Source organism: Streptomyces sp. 15-116A, assembly GCF_025290915.1.
Lineage (GTDB): Bacteria > Actinomycetota > Actinomycetes > Streptomycetales > Streptomycetaceae > Streptomyces.
In genome coordinates this window covers 1-14,722 of the sequence record NZ_JAOCQE010000159.1, presented here as the reverse complement: position 1 = coordinate 14,722, position 14,722 = coordinate 1, and the positions used below count along the sequence as shown (strand labels likewise).

The following is a 14,722-nucleotide window of genomic DNA, read 5'->3' as shown; positions in this document are numbered from 1 at the left end:
CTGCTGCAGCGTGGCGCCGATGTCGGACGTACGGGTCGTCGTCATCGACTGGACCGAGACGGGCGCGTCTCCGCCGACCGCCACGGATCCGACCTGGATCTGCCGGCTCTTCCGGCGCTCGGCGAGCCGGGCCGGCACGGACGGCATGCCGAGCGAGACAGCGGTCATGGCGTCACCCCTTGCCGCTGGAGCTGCCGCCGGCGCCCCCGGAGACCGTCTCGCGCATGGCGCGCAGCGACTCCTTCAGGGACCCCATCGTGGCGAGGACGGCGGTCGGCTCGTAGCCGCAGTGGGCCATGCAGTTGGCGCAGCGCGGGTCCTTGCCGCGGCCGTACTGGTCCCAGTCGGTGTCCTCGATCAGCTCCCGGTACGTCGGCACATAGCCGTCGCTCATCAGATAGCAGGGGCGCTGCCAGCCGAAGAGGGAGTAGTTGGGGATGGCCCAGGCGGTGCACGGGAAGTCGACCTTGCCCTCGAGGAAGTCGAGGAACAGCGGGGAGTGGTTCAGCCGCCAGCGGCGCCGGTTGCCGCCCGCGAAGGCCTTCTTGAACAGCTCCCGGGTCTGCTCCACCCCGAGGAAGTGTTCCTGGTCGGGGGCCTTCTCGTAGGCGTAGGCGGGCGAGATCATCATCTCGTCGACCTTCAGGTCGTCGTTGAGGTAGTTGAGCACCTCGATGACGGTCTGCGGGGTGTCGGTGTTGAAGAAGGTGGAGTTGGTGGTGACGCGGAAGCCGCGCCGCTTGGCCTCCTTGATGGCCGCCACCGCCTCGTCGAACACGCCCTCCTTGGCGACCGACTCGTCGTGCCGCTCACGCAGGCCGTCGATGTGCACCGCGAACGCGAAGTACGGGGACGGGGTGAACTTGTCCATCTTCTTGCGCAGCAGCATGGCGTTGGTGCACAGGAAGACGTACTTCTTCCTGGCCACCAACTGGCGGACGATCTCGTCGATCTGAGGGTGCATCAGCGGCTCGCCGCCGGCGATCGACACCATCGGCGCACCGGACTCCAGCACCGCCCCGACGGCCTGGGCCACCGGCATGCGCTGTTTGAGCACTCCGGCGGGGTGCTGGATCTTGCCGCAGCCCTCGCACTTCAGGTTGCAGGCGAAGAGCGGTTCCAGCTCGACGATGAGCGGAAACTTGTCCCTCCGGCGGAGCTTCTGTTCGGCCAAGTAAGTAGCGACCTTGATGGACTGGCGCAGCGGCATGGCCATCTGGCTCACCTCCTGGGGAGCAGCAAGGAACGGTGCCATTCGTAGAAAGCCGGGAGTACGGAACGAAGAACACGGAATGCCGATATTCCACCGCGCACCGTGCCGATCCGGACGAGTTCATGTTCTGGAGCGTCCACGACCACCCGGACGGCCGCAACCGGGCGCGCGCCCGTGCGGACGGCGCTCAGGAGCGTGGCCGCCGATTCCATGTCGACCGCGATCGCGCCGGTCGCGAGCAGATCGGACCGTTCGTGACCGCGGACGACGTGGTCGGAGCCGGTGAGCGGCCCGGTGTGGACGGTGCGCCCGGGGACGGCGCGCACCAGTTCTTTGACGAGCAGCTCGGTCCCCACGCACGGCACGCTGCCGCGCGGGTCCCGGGTCTCCTCGGCGACGACCAGGTCACCGGGGTGCATGCCCGGGGCGAGCCCCGCGCAGAAGCCGGTGGCCAGGACGGCGGCGTCGCGCAGGGCGGGGCCCGCGAGCACCCGGGTGACGGACCGCTCGGCCGCCGCGGGTCCCATCCCGGTGCGCAGCACGGTGACCGGCCCGCCCGCGCCGCCGCGCTCGCTCACGCGCAGCGCGAACTGCTCGATGCCGAGCGCGCAGGCGATCAGCAGCGGAGCGGAGACGGGCTGGGTGGTCATCAGCTCCCCTTCGCCTCGGCGAGGGGCTGTTCCTCCGCGGTGCCCTCCCGCACGCTCGGTTGTGCCACGAAGGGCTCCCCGTTCACGTACCGGCCGAGCGCGGTGAGCGGGAACACCTGCCGGTAGAGGTGGTAGTTGATGGAGAAGTCCCAGGGGAAGCCGGTGCCGGTGAAGTACGGCTCGTCCCAGGAGCCGTCCTCGCGCTGGGTGGCCGCCAGCCATGCGATGCCGCGTTCGACGGCCTTGGACTCCCGCTCCCCGGCCGCGAGCAGCGCCATCAGCGCCCATGCCGTCTGGGATGCGGTCGAGGCGCCCCGGCCGGACCACTGGCGGGCGTCCTTGTAGGAGCGCAGGTCCTCGCCCCAGCCGCCGTCGTCGTTCTGCACGGACTCCAGCCAGGCGACGGCCCGCCGGATCGCCGGGTGCGAGCCGGGGATCCCGGCGGCGGTGAGGGCGGGGACGACGGAGCCGGTGCCGTAGATGTAGTTGACGCCCCAGCGGCCGAACCACGAGCCGTCCGGCTCCTGTTCGGCGAGCAGCCAGCGGATGCCGCGCCGGGTGCGCGGGTCGTGGGCGAGGCCCTCGACGGCGAGCATCTCCACGACGTGTGCGGTGACGTCGGCGGACGGCGGGTCGATGACCTCGCCGAAGTCGCAGAACGGCAGCCGGTTGGGGAAGGGGCTGGTGTTGTCGACGTCGAAGGCGCCCCAGGCGCCGTTCTTCGACTGCATCCCGAGGTTCCAGCGCACCCCGCGCCCGATGGCGTTGTCCACCCGCTCCGGGTCGTGGTGCTTGACCCGGCGGAGTGCGAGGACCACCTCGGCGGTGTCGTCGATGTCGGGGTAGTTGTCGTTGTGGAACTCGAACGCCCAGCCGCCCGGCGGGAGATGGGGCCGCCGCACGGACCAGTCGCCGGGGCGGACGATCTGCTCGCCGAGCATCCAGTCGGCGGCCTTGACCAGTTGGGGGTGGTCGGCGGGCAGGCCCGCGTCGGCGAGCGCGATGGTGGCGAGGCAGGTGTCCCACACCGGGGACTGGCACGCCTCGATCATGCGGGCGCCGTCCTCGCGCCACACGGCGAAGCGGTCCAGGGAGTCCAGGCCCGCGCGCATCACCGGGTGGTTGAGGTCGTAGCCGAGCAGGTGCAGGGCGATGACCGAGTACACGGCCGGGGGCTGGATGCCGCCCCAGCAGCCGTCGTTCTCCTGGCGCTCGATGATCCAGCGGGCGGCGGAGTTCATCGCCGCCCGGCGCACCCGGCGCGGTACGGCCCGGCGCAGGGCGTGCAGCGCCTTGTCGAGCCGCTGGAAGGCGCCGTCCCAGGTGGCCGCCGGCGCGAGCGGCCGGGGCGGGTTGGGCTGGGCCGGGTCGGTGTGGAGTTCGTCGAGCGGGAACGGGGCGGGGCGTACCGGCCGCTTGGCGGAGACGATCGTCAGCGGGACGATGGTCTGGCGGGCCCAGCAGCCGAAGTCGTAGATGTTGAGCGGCACCCAGTGGGGGAACCAGATCAGCTCGGGCGGCAGTTCGGGCAGGTCCTCCCACTTCCACCAGCCGAACAGGGCCAGCCAGATCCGGGTGAAGACGCGGGAGGCGGCGATGCCGCCCCGGTCGCGGATCCAGGCGGCCGCCTTCGCCATGTGCGGGGCGTCGGGCGCGTCGCCGGCCAGGCGCAGGGCGACGTACGCCTCGATGGTGGTGGACAGTTCGCCGGGGCCGCCGTGGAAGGTGGCCCAGGTGCCGTCCTCGCGTTGCTCGCCGCGGATGAAGAGGGCGGCGGCGCGGGTGGTGTCCTCGTCGAGGATGCCGAGGAACTGACGCAGCAGCAGGTCCTCGGCGTCCATCGTGACGTTGGTCTCGAGGTCGCCCTTCCACCAGCCCTGGTCGTCCTGGCGGGACAGCAGGAAGTCGGTGGCGCGCCGCATGGCGCGGGCGGCTGCCTCGGGTACCCCGGCCGCCACGGGGGTGTCGGTGTCGTTGTCGCTGGCCGCGGCTACTCGGGACGGCAGGGCCGCCCCGGTGCTTCCGTCGGTCGTCGCTGTCATGGCTTCCCCTTCGTGCAGTCCTGCAAGGTGTGCGTCTGCTGTGGGTCCGCCGTCGGCCGGTGTCGTGCTCCCCGCAGCACCGGCCGGCGACTACGCGAGGGCTATTCGACCGATAGTGATCATCTCTTTCGTACGACGACGAAGTCCGCGAGCGCCGTGAACCGCTCCCGTACCTGCTCGGGCATGTCCACGGCGTCGAGGGCTCCGATGGCGATGGTGTGCTGACGGCGTGCCTCTTCGGCGGTCCACTCGCGGCCGCCCGCCTGCTCGATGAGCGCGGCGCGGGCCGCGAACTCCTCCTCGGAGAAGTTCTCGAAGTCGCTGCTCTTGGCGTCGGCGGCGAGGAGCTCGCCGAGCCGGTGTGCGGCGGGGCCGTCGGCCGCGAGGGCGGCGACGACGGGGAGGGACTTCTTGCGCTGGCGCAGATCGCTCCACGTCTGCTTGCCGGTGGCCTCCGGGTCGCCCCAGATGCCGAGGAGGTCGTCGACGGCCTGGAAGGCCAGGCCGAGGTGGTAGCCGTACTTCTCCAGCGCGTCGGCGGTCCGGTCGTCGGCGCCGCCGAGCACGGCGCCGATGGAGCTGGCGCAGGCGAGCAGCGCGCCGGTCTTGTTGCCCTCCATCTCCAGGCACTCCTCGACGCTGACGCGGTCGCGGTGCTCGTAGGAGATGTCCTGGGCCTGGCCGTCGATCAGGGCGCGGGTGGCGGTGGTCAGGCGGCGGGTGGCGCGGCCGGCCTCGACGGTGCCGAGTTCGAGGAGGACCTCGTTGGCGAGGGCGAACAGGGCGTCGCCGACCAGGATGGCCTGGGCGGGGCCGTGCACCTTCCAGACGGTGTCGCGGTGCCGGCGCTGTTCGTCGCCGTCCATCAGGTCGTCGTGCAGCAGGGAGAAGTTGTGGACCAGCTCGACGGCGACCGCGCCGGGAATGCCGGTCTCGGGTGCGGCGCCGGTGACCTCGGCGGACAGCACCGCGAGGGCGGGGCGCACGGCCTTGCCGCCATCGCCGTCCGCGGGCCTGCCCTGGGCGTCGATCCAGCCGAAGTGGTAGGCGGCGACAGTGTCCATGGGAGGGGCCAGCCGGTCGACGGCCGCCCGCAGCACCGGCGTGGCCAGGGTCCGGCCGCGCTCCAGCAGCGCGGACACGTCCACCGCGGTCCTCCGGTCGGCCTTCGGGGCCGGGGGCACAGTGGGCACAGTCTCTCCTCTTGTTGCGGTACCGGGGGTGCGGGGGTCCGCCGCGCCGGGCTGCTGATCGAGCGTCACGCCGCCTCCTTCACAGCGAAGAGGTGGCTGGGGCGGGGCCGGCCCAGGGCGCTCAGCGCGGCGTCCGCCGCGCTCACACCGCTGCGGACCGCACTCTCCATGGTCGCGGGCCACCCGGTGGCGGTCCACGCTCCGGCCAGGTACAGGCCGGGGGACTTGGTGCGCGCGCCGGGCCGCAGCCGCCCGACGCCGGGGGTGGGAGCGAACGTGGCGGTGCGCTCCCGCGTGACGAAGAAGTCCTTCACCTCGGCGCCGCGCGTACGCGGCAACAGGCGCTCCAGCTCGGGCAGATACCGCTCGCGCAGCACGGCCACGGGCTCGTCGATCTCGTCGTGGGCCACGGACTGGGACAGCGCCAGGTACTGGCCCTGCGTCAGACCCGAGGCGTCGGTGCGGTCGAACACCCACTGCACGGGTGTGCCGAGCGCGGCGAGGAAGGGCCGGGCGAGCACCTTGCGGTCGTAGACGACATGGACGTTGAGGATCGGGGCGGTGCCGATGTCCAGCAGCCGATCGGGGGCGTCGAGCGCTCCGGCGGGCAGCAGTTCGTGCGTCTCGCGCTGGGGTACGGCGAGGACGACGGCGTCGGCGTCGAGCGTCTCGCCGGGAACCTGAACGCTCCACCCCCCGTTCCCGTTCTGAGAGAGGGAGGTGACGCGTGTACGGACTTCGGTGCGCACGCCCGCGGAGTCGAGCGCCTTGCGGGCCAGCCGGTCGTGCAGTTCGCCCAGGGGCACGCGCGCCCAGCCGATGTCGGCCGCTCCCGGGTCGGAGAGCAGACCGGTCTTGAACACCATCGCGGCGAGCGCCAGGGAGGCGTCGGAGGCGACCGCGTTGAGGGTGGCGACCCCGACCAGGTCCCACAGGGCCTCGACGGCTCGTGCGGACTGGCCGTGCTGGGCCAGCCAGCTGCCGAAGTCCTGGGTGTCCAGCGCCGGATCGGCGAGGTCGAGCCCCTTGAGCGCGAGCGCGGCCCGGCCCACCTTCGCCCGGTCGGCGAGCGGGAGATGCGGGTACGTCGCAAGGCTGCGGCCCAGGTGCAGGGGTACGGGCAGCGGGTCGCGCCGCAGCCGTCCGAGCCTGCGTCCCTCGGGCTTGGCGACGTCGACGACGGGCACGTCGAGTCTGTTCTGCAGCGGAGCCAGCGCCGAGCCGTCGATGCGGTCGAGGAACCAGCGGTAGGCGGTGCAGCAGCGCAGGTAGACGTGCTGGCCGTTGTCGACGGTGAGGGCGCCGCGCTGGAAGGAGAAGGCGAGTCCGCCGAGTCTCGGGCGGCCCTCCAGGAGGGTGACGCGCACTCCGGCGTCGGCGAGCGCGAGCGCGGCGGTGATACCGGCGAGCCCGCCGCCCACCACGACGGCGTGCCGTGCGCCCGGTGCGGGACCGTCCGCGTGCGGCCCCGTGGGCCGCGTGACGTGGCTCATCGTGCGCCCTCCCCCCGACGGCCGCCGTGCGTGAACGGTGAACGACCTGCCGTCTCAGTCTGGGACGCGCCCTCGCCGCGGAGGGTTGCCCGCCGCTTTTCGCCGGGGACGTCACCCGTGATCGATGTGTCCATCAGGCGCGCCTCCTGACGGTCCGCCGGGTCACGTGCCGGGCGTCCAGGCCGGACAGTCCGCGCACGGCGACGTAGGCCTTCTCGCGTCCGGGCAGGGAGACCCGGCCGCGCAGCACGGCCTCGGGGTCGCGTTCGATGCGGTCGAGGAGGCGGCGGTAGATGCCGGCCATGGCAGCGACGCAGGCGCCGCTGCGCCGGTCGAGCAGGGGCAGCAGCCGGTAGCCCTCGGCGAAAAGGGCGCGGGCCCGTCGCACTTCGAAGTGCACGAGGCCCGCGAAGTCGGAGCCCTCCGGTGGGCGTGGCCCGCTGAACCCGGCCGAGCACCCGAATTTGGCGAGGTCGTCGGCGGGCAGATAGGTGCGCCCGCCCTCGGCGTCCTCGCGGACGTCTCTGAGGATGTTGGTGAGCTGGAGCGCGAGACCGAGCGTGTCGGCGTACTCGGGCGCGCGCTCGGCGCCGCGCGCCCCCGGTTCGGTGCCGAACACGCCGAGCGAGAGGCGTCCGATGGCGCCGGCCACGCAGCGGCAGTAGACCTTCAGGTCGTCCCAGGTCTCGTAGGTCTCGCCGCGTACGTCCATCTGGACGCCGTCGATGAGCTCGTCGAGTCCGCCGAGCGGGATCGGGAAGTGTCCGGCGGCGTGCGCGAGCGCGACGGCGACCGGGTCGGTGTCGTCCTCGTCGACCGCGCCGTCGCGGATCCGGGTGAGCAGGGCGCGGGTGTCCTCGAGCCGGGCGACCTTGACGTCGTCCGCCAGCGCGCCGTCGCCGATGTCGTCGACGCGCCGGGAGAACGCGTACAGCGCCGACATCGCGCGCCGCTTGGGCGTGGGCAGCAGCCGGATCCCGTAGGCGAAGTTGCGGGCCTGCTGCCCGGTGACGGCCTCGCAGTAGCGGTAGGCGGCGAGTACCGGTGCGGACGCGTGTGGTTCCGACTCCACGGTCCGGATCACCCCTCTCCTCGCAGGGTCACGCCCGCCTCGCGCAGCAGCGTCAGCTTGCCGGGCCGGGGCGGGCCGGGAAGTACGTCGTACTCGGCGGCGGCGATCGCGTCGAGTGCCGCCCTTCCCCCCGCCACGAACCCGGCGAGCAGCAGCCTGAGCCTGCCGTGGACGCTGGTCACGAGCGGGGTGCCGGCACGCAGGAGGTCGCGGGCGCGCTCGGCCTCGAAGGCGATGAGGGCGCGCAGCGAGGCGCCGGCGGTGGGGGCGGCGAGATCGGCCTCCTGGACGTGGAAGCGCTTCATGTCCACGGCGGGCAGATAGATACGGTCGCGGCCGAGGTCCTCGGCGACGTCCTGGAGGTGTTCGACGATCTGCAGGGCGGTGCAGATCGCGTCGGAGCGGCGGACGCGTTCGGGGCTGGAGGTGCCGGTGACGGCGAGGACGAGCCGGCCGACGGGGTTGGCGGACAGCTCGCAGTAGGCGAGCAGGTCGTCGTAGGTCTCGTAGCGCTTGACGAGCTGGTCCTGGCGGTTCGCGGCGATCAGGGCGAGGAACGGCTCGGGGGTGAGCGCGCGACGGCGGACGGTCGGCTGGAGTCGGCGCAGCAGCGGATGACGCGGGGTGGAATCGAACACCCGGCGCAGGTCGGCCTCGAAGGCGTCCAGGAGGGCCAGGGGGTCGTCGGCCTGTTCGGGTGAGACGCCGAGCAGGGCGGCGTCGGCGCCGCCGGGGGCGAGATCGCCGTCGCCGATGTCGTCGACCAGGCGGGCGAAGCCGTAGACGGCCATCAGGTCGGTGCGCCAGGCCCGGGGCAGGAAGAAGGGCGCCACGGGGAAGTTCTCCGCGGCGGCCTTGTCGAGGGTGGCGCGCTCGGGATCGGCGGCACGCGCCGTGCCGGCCGGCGTCATCGTGGGCTGCCCGGGGCGGGGACGGCGCATGCTGCGTTCAGCCGGGGAGTCTCCGTAGCCATTGCCGTCACATCTCCCGTTCTACACCGCCGACCCAATACACACTATTTCGGACACGCCGCCCGGACTTCCGCCCGGGTTCACACCGGCCGGCCGTGCCGGACGTGTCGCGCATTATGGCCCTGATTGCCGCCTTTAGGGACCGGTACAGCTTACGTTGTACAACGCGATACCGACCGTCGGGGTGACCCGCACATCACAACAACACACCGATTGGCGTCAAGCTTCCCCAAGGGGACAGGAGTTGACGTTTCCTTTGCAGACGCCGGGCCCCGCGGGAACAGTTCCGGCGGGGCCCACTCGGCACAACGGGTCACTTGGCCGTGAACTTCTCGTACTCCTTGAGCACCTCGTCCGTCGGCCCGTCCATCCGCAGCTCACCGCGCTCCAGCCACAGCACCCGGTCGCAGGTGTCGCGGATGGACTTGTTGTTGTGGCTGACCAGGAACACCGTGCCGGCCTGCTTGCGCAGCTCGCGGATGCGGGCCTCGGAGCGCTTCTGGAACTTGCGGTCGCCGGTGGCGAGCGCCTCGTCGATCATCAGGACGTCGTGGTCCTTGGCGGCGGCGATGGAGAAGCGCAGGCGGGCCGCCATGCCGGAGGAGTAGGTGCGCATCGGCAGGGTGATGAAGTCGCCCTTCTCGTTGATCCCGGAGAAGTCGACGATCTCCTGGTAGCGCTCCTTGATCTGCTCGCGGGACATGCCCATGGCGAGCCCGCCGAGTATGACGTTGCGTTCGCCGGTCAGGTCGTTCATCAGGGCCGCGTTCACACCCAGCAGCGAGGGCTGGCCGTCGGTGTAGACCTTGCCCTGCTCGGCCGGGAGCAGCCCGGCGATGGCTCGCAGCAGGGTGGACTTGCCGGAGCCGTTGGAGCCGATCAGGCCGATGGCCTCGCCCCGGTAGGCGACGAAGGAGACCCCGCGCACCGCGTGCACCTTGCGCACCCCGCGCGCCTCGTCGTCCTTGCCGCGCTTGAGGATGCGGCTGAGCGCAGCGGTGGCGCTGCCCTTGCCGGACCGGGCACCGTTCACGCGGTAGACGATGTGCAGGTCGTCCGCGATGACGGTGGGAACGCGCGCGCCCGTCGTGTCGTCAGCCACGGCCGTACCTCTCCTCCGCCTTCCAGAAGTAGATGAAGCCCACCACACCGGCCAGCAGCGCCCAGCCGACCGCGAAGGCCCAGATGTGCGGGGGCAGGTAGGAGGAGTCGTACTCGTCGATCATCGCGAAGCGGACCAGGTCCATGTAGACGGCGGCCGGGTTCCACTGCAGGACGTCGGACAGCCAGCCGGGGACGTCCTTGTCGGCGAGCATCGCCGGGATGCTGAACATCACGCCGGACGCGTACATCCAGGTGCGCAGCACGAACGGCATCAGCTGGGCCAGGTCGGGGGTCTTGCTGCCCATGCGGGCGAAGATCAGCGCGAGGCCGGTGTTGAAGACGAACTGCAGCAGCAACGCCGGGACGACCAGGAGCCAGGACCAGTCGGGGAAGCTGCGGAACGCCAGCATCACCACGACCAGCACGATCATGGAGAACAGCAGCTGCTGGAGCTGCTGCAGGGCGAACGAGACGGGCAGCGAGGCCCGGGGGAAGTGCAGGGCGCGCACCAGGCCGAGGTTGCCGGATATGGCGCGCACGCCGGCGAGGACCGAGCTCTGCGTGAAGGTGAACACGAACACGCCGGTCACGAGGAACGGGACGTACACGTCGCTCGGGATGCCCCGGTTGGCGCCCAGCAGCAGGCCGAAGATGAAGAAGTACACGGCGGCGTTCAGCAGAGGCGTCGCCACCTGCCACAGCTGGCCGAGCTTGGCCTGGCTGTACTGGGCGGTCAGCTTCGCCTGGGAGAAGGCGAGGATGAAGTGACGCCGGCCCCAGAGCTGACGGACGTACTCGATGAGGGACGGCCGGGCGCCGCTGACGGACAGCCCGTACTTGGCGGCGAGCTCGGCCGCCGTGAGGCCCTCGTCGGGCGACACGGGCGCGGAGACCGCGACCGTGCCGTCGTGCGTTGTCTCACTCACTGGTGGAAAACTTTCGTCCTCGAGATGCGCGGCCCGATCGGGCCTGGCATGAGCCGGGGAGCCTGGGTACGGCCCCGATGTTCCCGGATACGAGCTTGTCAGATCACCGGGGGCCGGCCCAGTCGGGTCAGCCGCCACACCGTACGCCACTTCATGGGCCGGCGCGGGCCGCAGGGCGTCGTCCAGCCTTCCCGGAATCCGCCGAACCACGCCTTGAGCGAGGCGCGTGTGGGGCGGCGCACAAGGGTGAGGAGCACCCAGGCGCCCAGGTACACCGGGATCAGCAGGGCGGGAAGGTTGCGGCGGGCCAGCCAGACGCGGTTGCGGGCGACCATGCGGTGGTAGACCGCGTGCCGCGAGGGCGCCGTCGTCGGGTGGTACAGCACCATGTCGGAGCGGTAGTCGATCATCCAGCCGGCGTCGAGGGCGCGCCAGGCCAGGTCCGTCTCCTCATGGGCGTAGAAGAACGCGTCCGGCAGGCCGCCGCACTCGGCGAAGACCTGGGTGCGCACCGCGTTGGCGCCGCCGAGGAACGTGGTGACCCGGGAGGAGCGCATCGGGTCGGAGGCGCGCAGCCGGGGCACATGGCGGCGCTGGGTGATCCCGGTCTCGGGGTCGGCGATGCGGAAGCTGATGATGCCGAGCCTCGGGTCGGCGGCGAACGCCTCGCGGCACAGCTCGGCGGTGTCGTGGCCGGCCAGCAGGCCGTCGTCGTCGAGGAACAGCAGGATGTCGACGTCGCGGCCGGCCGGGCCGAAGGCCTCGATGCCGGCGTTGCGCCCGCCGGGGATGCCGAGGTTCTCGGGCAGCTCGATCGTGCGGACGCCCTCGGGGACGTCGGGGACGGGCGAGCCGTTGCCGACGACGACCACCTCGACGGGGTCGCCGTCCTGCTTGGCGACCGAGTCGAGCAGGGCGCGCAGTTCGTCGGGGCGGTTGCCCATGGTGATGATGACGGCCCCGACCTTCAAGGCGCTCACCTCAGCCTGCTCGACGCGAGGATCGACACCAGGTGCATCAGGGTCTGCAGCAGCGCGATGCCGGCGAGGACGGCGGTACCGAGGCGGGTGAAGAACAGGTCGCCGTGGATCTGGTCGGCGATGGCGAGGACCAGGATCAGCAGGGACGCCTCGATGCCGAGGATCAGGCGGTGGAACTTCAGCGCGGCGGCGGCCTTGCGGGCCAGCGCCATGCCGGAGGTGCGCGGCTCGGCGGCGGACTCCTTCACCGGCGGCAGGCCGCCCTGGTGGCGGGCGACGCCGACCAGGTCGGTCTCGGCCTTCACCAGGATCGCGCCGAGCGCTGCCAGGGTGCCGAGGAAGGCCCACAGCCAGTCGATGCGGCCCTCGCCCCACAGGTCGGCGGCGCGCAGGCCGAGCCCGACCAGGACGGCCGCGTCGCACAGATACGCGCCGACCCGGTCGAGGTAGACGCCGCCGAGGGAGAACTGCTGCTTCCAGCGGGCGATCTCGCCGTCGACGCAGTCAAGCAGCAGATACAGCTGGACCATGACCACGCCGAGGACGGCTCCCGGGATCCCCGGCACCAGCAGGGCCGGGGCCGCGAGCACGCCGAAGACGGTCATCAGGTACGTGAGCTGGTTGGGGGTGACCCTGGTGTTCACCAGGTAGCGGTCGACCCGCAGGGACACCTCACGCATGTAGAGGCGTCCCATCCAGTGCTCACCGCTGCGCCGGTCCTTGACCCCCGCGGGGTGCACGACCGGACGGAGTTCAGCTACCGATGGCCTTGACATAGTCGGCGTAGATGTCCTTGATCTGGTCGGTCTTCAGGTCGAGGTGTTCGAGGATCGTGTAGCGGCCGGGGCGGGTCTCCGGGGCGAACTCGACCGCGCGGACGAACTCGTCGACCGTGAACCCGATCTCCTCCGGCAGCACCGGCAGCCCGTGCCGGCGCAGCACCTCGGCCATGTACGCCGACTCCTCGTGCGCCCCGCGCAGATACATCGCGAAGGCGGCGCCCAGGCCGCACTGCTCGCCGTGGGCGGCTGCCCGCTTCGGGAAGAGCAGGTCGAAGGCGTGGTTGATCTCGTGGCAGGCGCCGGAGGAGGGGCGGGAGTCGCCGGACACCGACATGGCGATGCCGGTGAGGACCAGCGCCTCGGCCAGGACCTGCAGGAAGCCGTCGTCGCCGACGCCTCCGGGGTGCCGGAGCACCGCCTCGCCGGCCTGGCGGGCCATGGCGGCGGCAAGTCCGTCGATCTTCTCCCCGTTGACCCGGCCGGCCAGCTCCCAGTCCGCGACGGCGGAGATGTTGGAGATGGCGTCGCCGATGCCGGAACGCACGAACCGGACGGGGGCCTCACGGATCACGTTGAGGTCGATGACCACCGCGATCGGGTTCGGCACGCCGTACGAGCCGCGGCCGGCGTCGTTGTCGAGGGTCGCGACCGGGGAGCACAGGCCGTCGTGCGCCAGGTTGGTGGCGACGGCGACCAGGGGCAGGCCGACGCGCGCCGCGGCGAACTTGGCGCAGTCGATGATCTTGCCGCCGCCGAGTCCGACGACCGCGTCGAAGTGGCCGGCCTTCATCTCGCTCGCCAGCCGGACCGCGTCGTCGAGGGTGCCGCCGCCGACCTCGTACCAGGTGGCGCCGGGCAGCGAGGGGGCGATGCGCTCGCGCAGCCGCGCGCCGGAGCCGCCGCTGACGGCGACGGCGAGCCGGCCGGAGTGCGAGATGCGCTCGTCGGCGAGGACGCAGCCCAGGTCGTCGAGGGCACCGGGGCGGATGTCGACGACGAGCGGGGAGGGGATGAGCCTCGTCAGTACTGGCATGCGATCTCCCGTCCGCGGGCAAGGTCGTCGTGGTTGTCGATCTCCACCCACTCGACGTCGCCGATCGGCGCCACGTCGATGCGGAAGCCGCGGTTGACCAGCTCCTGGTAGCCGTGCTCGTAGAACTGCTGCGGGTCGGTCTCCCAGACCGTCTTCAGCGCGTCGGCGAGCTCCGGGGCGGCGTCGCCCTCGATGAGGGTGACGCCGATGTACTCGCCGGTCGCCTCGGCGGGGTCCATCAGCTTGGTGATCTTCGTCATGCCCCGGTCGGGGTCGACGACGACCTTCATCTCCTCGTCGGCCAGCGACTTCACCGTGTCCAGCGCGAGGATGATCTTCTTGCCCTCACCGCGGGCGGCCAGCAGCGTCTTCTCCACGGAGACCGGGTGCACGGTGTCGCCGTTGGCGAGGATCACGCCGTCCTTGAGGGCGTCACGGCCGCACCACAGGGAATAGGCGTTGTTCCACTCCTCGGCCTTGTCGTTGTCGATGAGCGTGAGCTTCAGGCCGTACTTCGCTTCCAGGGCCGCCTTGCGCTCGTACACGGCCTCCTTGCGGTAGCCGACGATGATCGCCACCTCGGTCAGGCCGACCTCGGCGAAGTTCGCCAGGGTCAGGTCGAGGACCGTGGGTTCGCCTTCTATGCCCGCGGGGCCCACCGGCACCAGTGCCTTGGGGAGACTGTCGGTGTAGGGACGCAGACGCCGGCCGGCGCCGGCCGCGAGCACGAGGCCGATCATGCGGGTTCTCCTTCATCGTGTACGGCTGGGGCTCCTGCGGAGACCCAGAAGCGGATGCTCTCGGCGAGCACCACGAGAGTCACGGCCACGGCGAGCACCGTGAGCGCGACCGTGAACTGCGAGGCGGTGAGCAGTGCCGCCAGGACGGCGACCGCGAGCGTGCGGCCCTCGTGCCCCCCGATCGCCCGCACCAGCCAGTGCGGGGGCGCACCCGCGTTGCCGCGGATGCGGTAGACCGTGTCGTAGTGATGGTAGGCGACCGCGGCCACCAGTCCGTAAGCCGCGGGAAGGGCTCCGTTCACCTCGGCGTGGGCCGCCAGTGCCAGGACGGTGCCGTACTCGGCGGCGCGCAGGACGGGCGGGACGAGCCAGTCGAGGGCGCCCTTGAGCGGGCGGGCGACGGCGACGCCCGAGGTCACGGCGTACAGCACGGCCGCGACGACCGTCCAGGCGCTGCCGAAGCCGGTGAGCGCGGCGGTGGCGACGACGGCCGCGCCGCCGAGCAGGGCGACGGCGGGGGCGG

Annotated in this window: 16 protein-coding genes; all 16 read right to left on the bottom strand. The window is 71.6% G+C overall.

Annotated elements, in window-relative coordinates:
• A partial coding sequence (locus N4P33_RS22880; RefSeq protein ID WP_260828547.1) for a flavodoxin-dependent (E)-4-hydroxy-3-methylbut-2-enyl-diphosphate synthase occupies nt 1-168 on the bottom strand: 168 nt, incomplete at its 3' end.
• 4 nt (nt 169-172) lie between these two features.
• On the bottom strand, nt 173-1,216 hold the full coding sequence (hpnH, locus tag N4P33_RS22875) for an adenosyl-hopene transferase HpnH (RefSeq protein ID WP_260828541.1): 1,044 nt from the start codon (nt 1,214-1,216) through the stop codon (nt 173-175).
• A 5-nt stretch (nt 1,217-1,221) separates the two neighbouring features.
• Nucleotides 1,222-1,863: a 1-hydroxy-2-methyl-2-butenyl 4-diphosphate reductase gene (locus N4P33_RS22870; protein ID WP_260828540.1), complete on the bottom strand. Its 642-nt coding sequence runs from the start codon at nt 1,861-1,863 to the stop codon at nt 1,222-1,224.
• On the bottom strand, nt 1,863-3,905 hold the full coding sequence (gene shc, locus N4P33_RS22865) for a squalene--hopene cyclase (RefSeq protein WP_260828539.1): 2,043 nt from the start codon (nt 3,903-3,905) through the stop codon (nt 1,863-1,865). The genes N4P33_RS22870 and shc overlap by 1 nt, the downstream gene beginning before the upstream one ends.
• Nucleotides 3,906-4,024: 119 nt before the next feature.
• Entirely contained in the window at nt 4,025-5,089 is a 1,065-nt protein-coding gene (locus N4P33_RS22860; protein WP_260828544.1) for a polyprenyl synthetase family protein, read from the bottom strand.
• A 74-nt stretch (nt 5,090-5,163) separates the two neighbouring features.
• Nucleotides 5,164-6,591, bottom strand: a complete 1,428-nt coding sequence (gene hpnE, locus N4P33_RS22855) for a hydroxysqualene dehydroxylase HpnE (protein WP_260828538.1) — start codon at nt 6,589-6,591, stop codon at nt 5,164-5,166.
• Nucleotides 6,588-6,725, bottom strand: coding sequence for a DUF6380 family protein (locus N4P33_RS35720; protein WP_399029971.1), 138 nt, complete (start codon nt 6,723-6,725; stop codon nt 6,588-6,590). Before N4P33_RS35720 ends, hpnE begins: the two co-directional genes overlap by 4 nt.
• Nucleotides 6,725-7,675 (bottom strand): presqualene diphosphate synthase HpnD, encoded by a 951-nt coding sequence (gene hpnD / locus N4P33_RS22850; protein WP_260828533.1) that lies wholly within the window; start codon nt 7,673-7,675, stop codon nt 6,725-6,727. The genes N4P33_RS35720 and hpnD overlap by 1 nt, the downstream gene beginning before the upstream one ends.
• Complete coding sequence (hpnC, locus tag N4P33_RS22845) at nt 7,672-8,574, bottom strand: squalene synthase HpnC (RefSeq protein ID WP_260828543.1); 903 nt, start codon at nt 8,572-8,574, stop codon at nt 7,672-7,674. The genes hpnD and hpnC overlap by 4 nt, the downstream gene beginning before the upstream one ends.
• Before the next feature lie 373 nt (nt 8,575-8,947).
• Nucleotides 8,948-9,736: an ABC transporter ATP-binding protein gene (locus N4P33_RS22840; protein WP_260828531.1), complete on the bottom strand. Its 789-nt coding sequence runs from the start codon at nt 9,734-9,736 to the stop codon at nt 8,948-8,950.
• Nucleotides 9,729-10,664, bottom strand: coding sequence for an ABC transporter permease (locus N4P33_RS22835; RefSeq protein WP_260828530.1), 936 nt, complete (start codon nt 10,662-10,664; stop codon nt 9,729-9,731). The genes N4P33_RS22840 and N4P33_RS22835 overlap by 8 nt, the downstream gene beginning before the upstream one ends.
• 98 nt (nt 10,665-10,762) lie before the next feature.
• Nucleotides 10,763-11,608, bottom strand: coding sequence for a glycosyltransferase family 2 protein (locus N4P33_RS22830; protein WP_260828542.1), 846 nt, complete (start codon nt 11,606-11,608; stop codon nt 10,763-10,765).
• A gap of 32 nt (nt 11,609-11,640) precedes the next feature.
• Nucleotides 11,641-12,420, bottom strand: a complete 780-nt coding sequence (locus N4P33_RS22825; protein WP_260828529.1) for a CDP-alcohol phosphatidyltransferase family protein — start codon at nt 12,418-12,420, stop codon at nt 11,641-11,643.
• On the bottom strand, nt 12,398-13,459 hold the full coding sequence (locus N4P33_RS22820; RefSeq protein ID WP_260828528.1) for an iron-containing alcohol dehydrogenase family protein: 1,062 nt from the start codon (nt 13,457-13,459) through the stop codon (nt 12,398-12,400). The genes N4P33_RS22825 and N4P33_RS22820 overlap by 23 nt, the downstream gene beginning before the upstream one ends.
• Nucleotides 13,447-14,199 carry a phosphocholine cytidylyltransferase family protein gene (locus N4P33_RS22815; RefSeq protein WP_260828527.1) on the bottom strand — a complete coding sequence of 251 codons (753 nt, stop codon included), beginning with the start codon at nt 14,197-14,199 and terminating at the stop codon, nt 13,447-13,449. Before N4P33_RS22815 ends, N4P33_RS22820 begins: the two co-directional genes overlap by 13 nt.
• The coding region (locus N4P33_RS22810) for a DUF5941 domain-containing protein (protein ID WP_260828526.1) at nt 14,196-14,722 on the bottom strand (527 nt) is incomplete at its 5' end. The genes N4P33_RS22815 and N4P33_RS22810, both read right to left, overlap by 4 nt.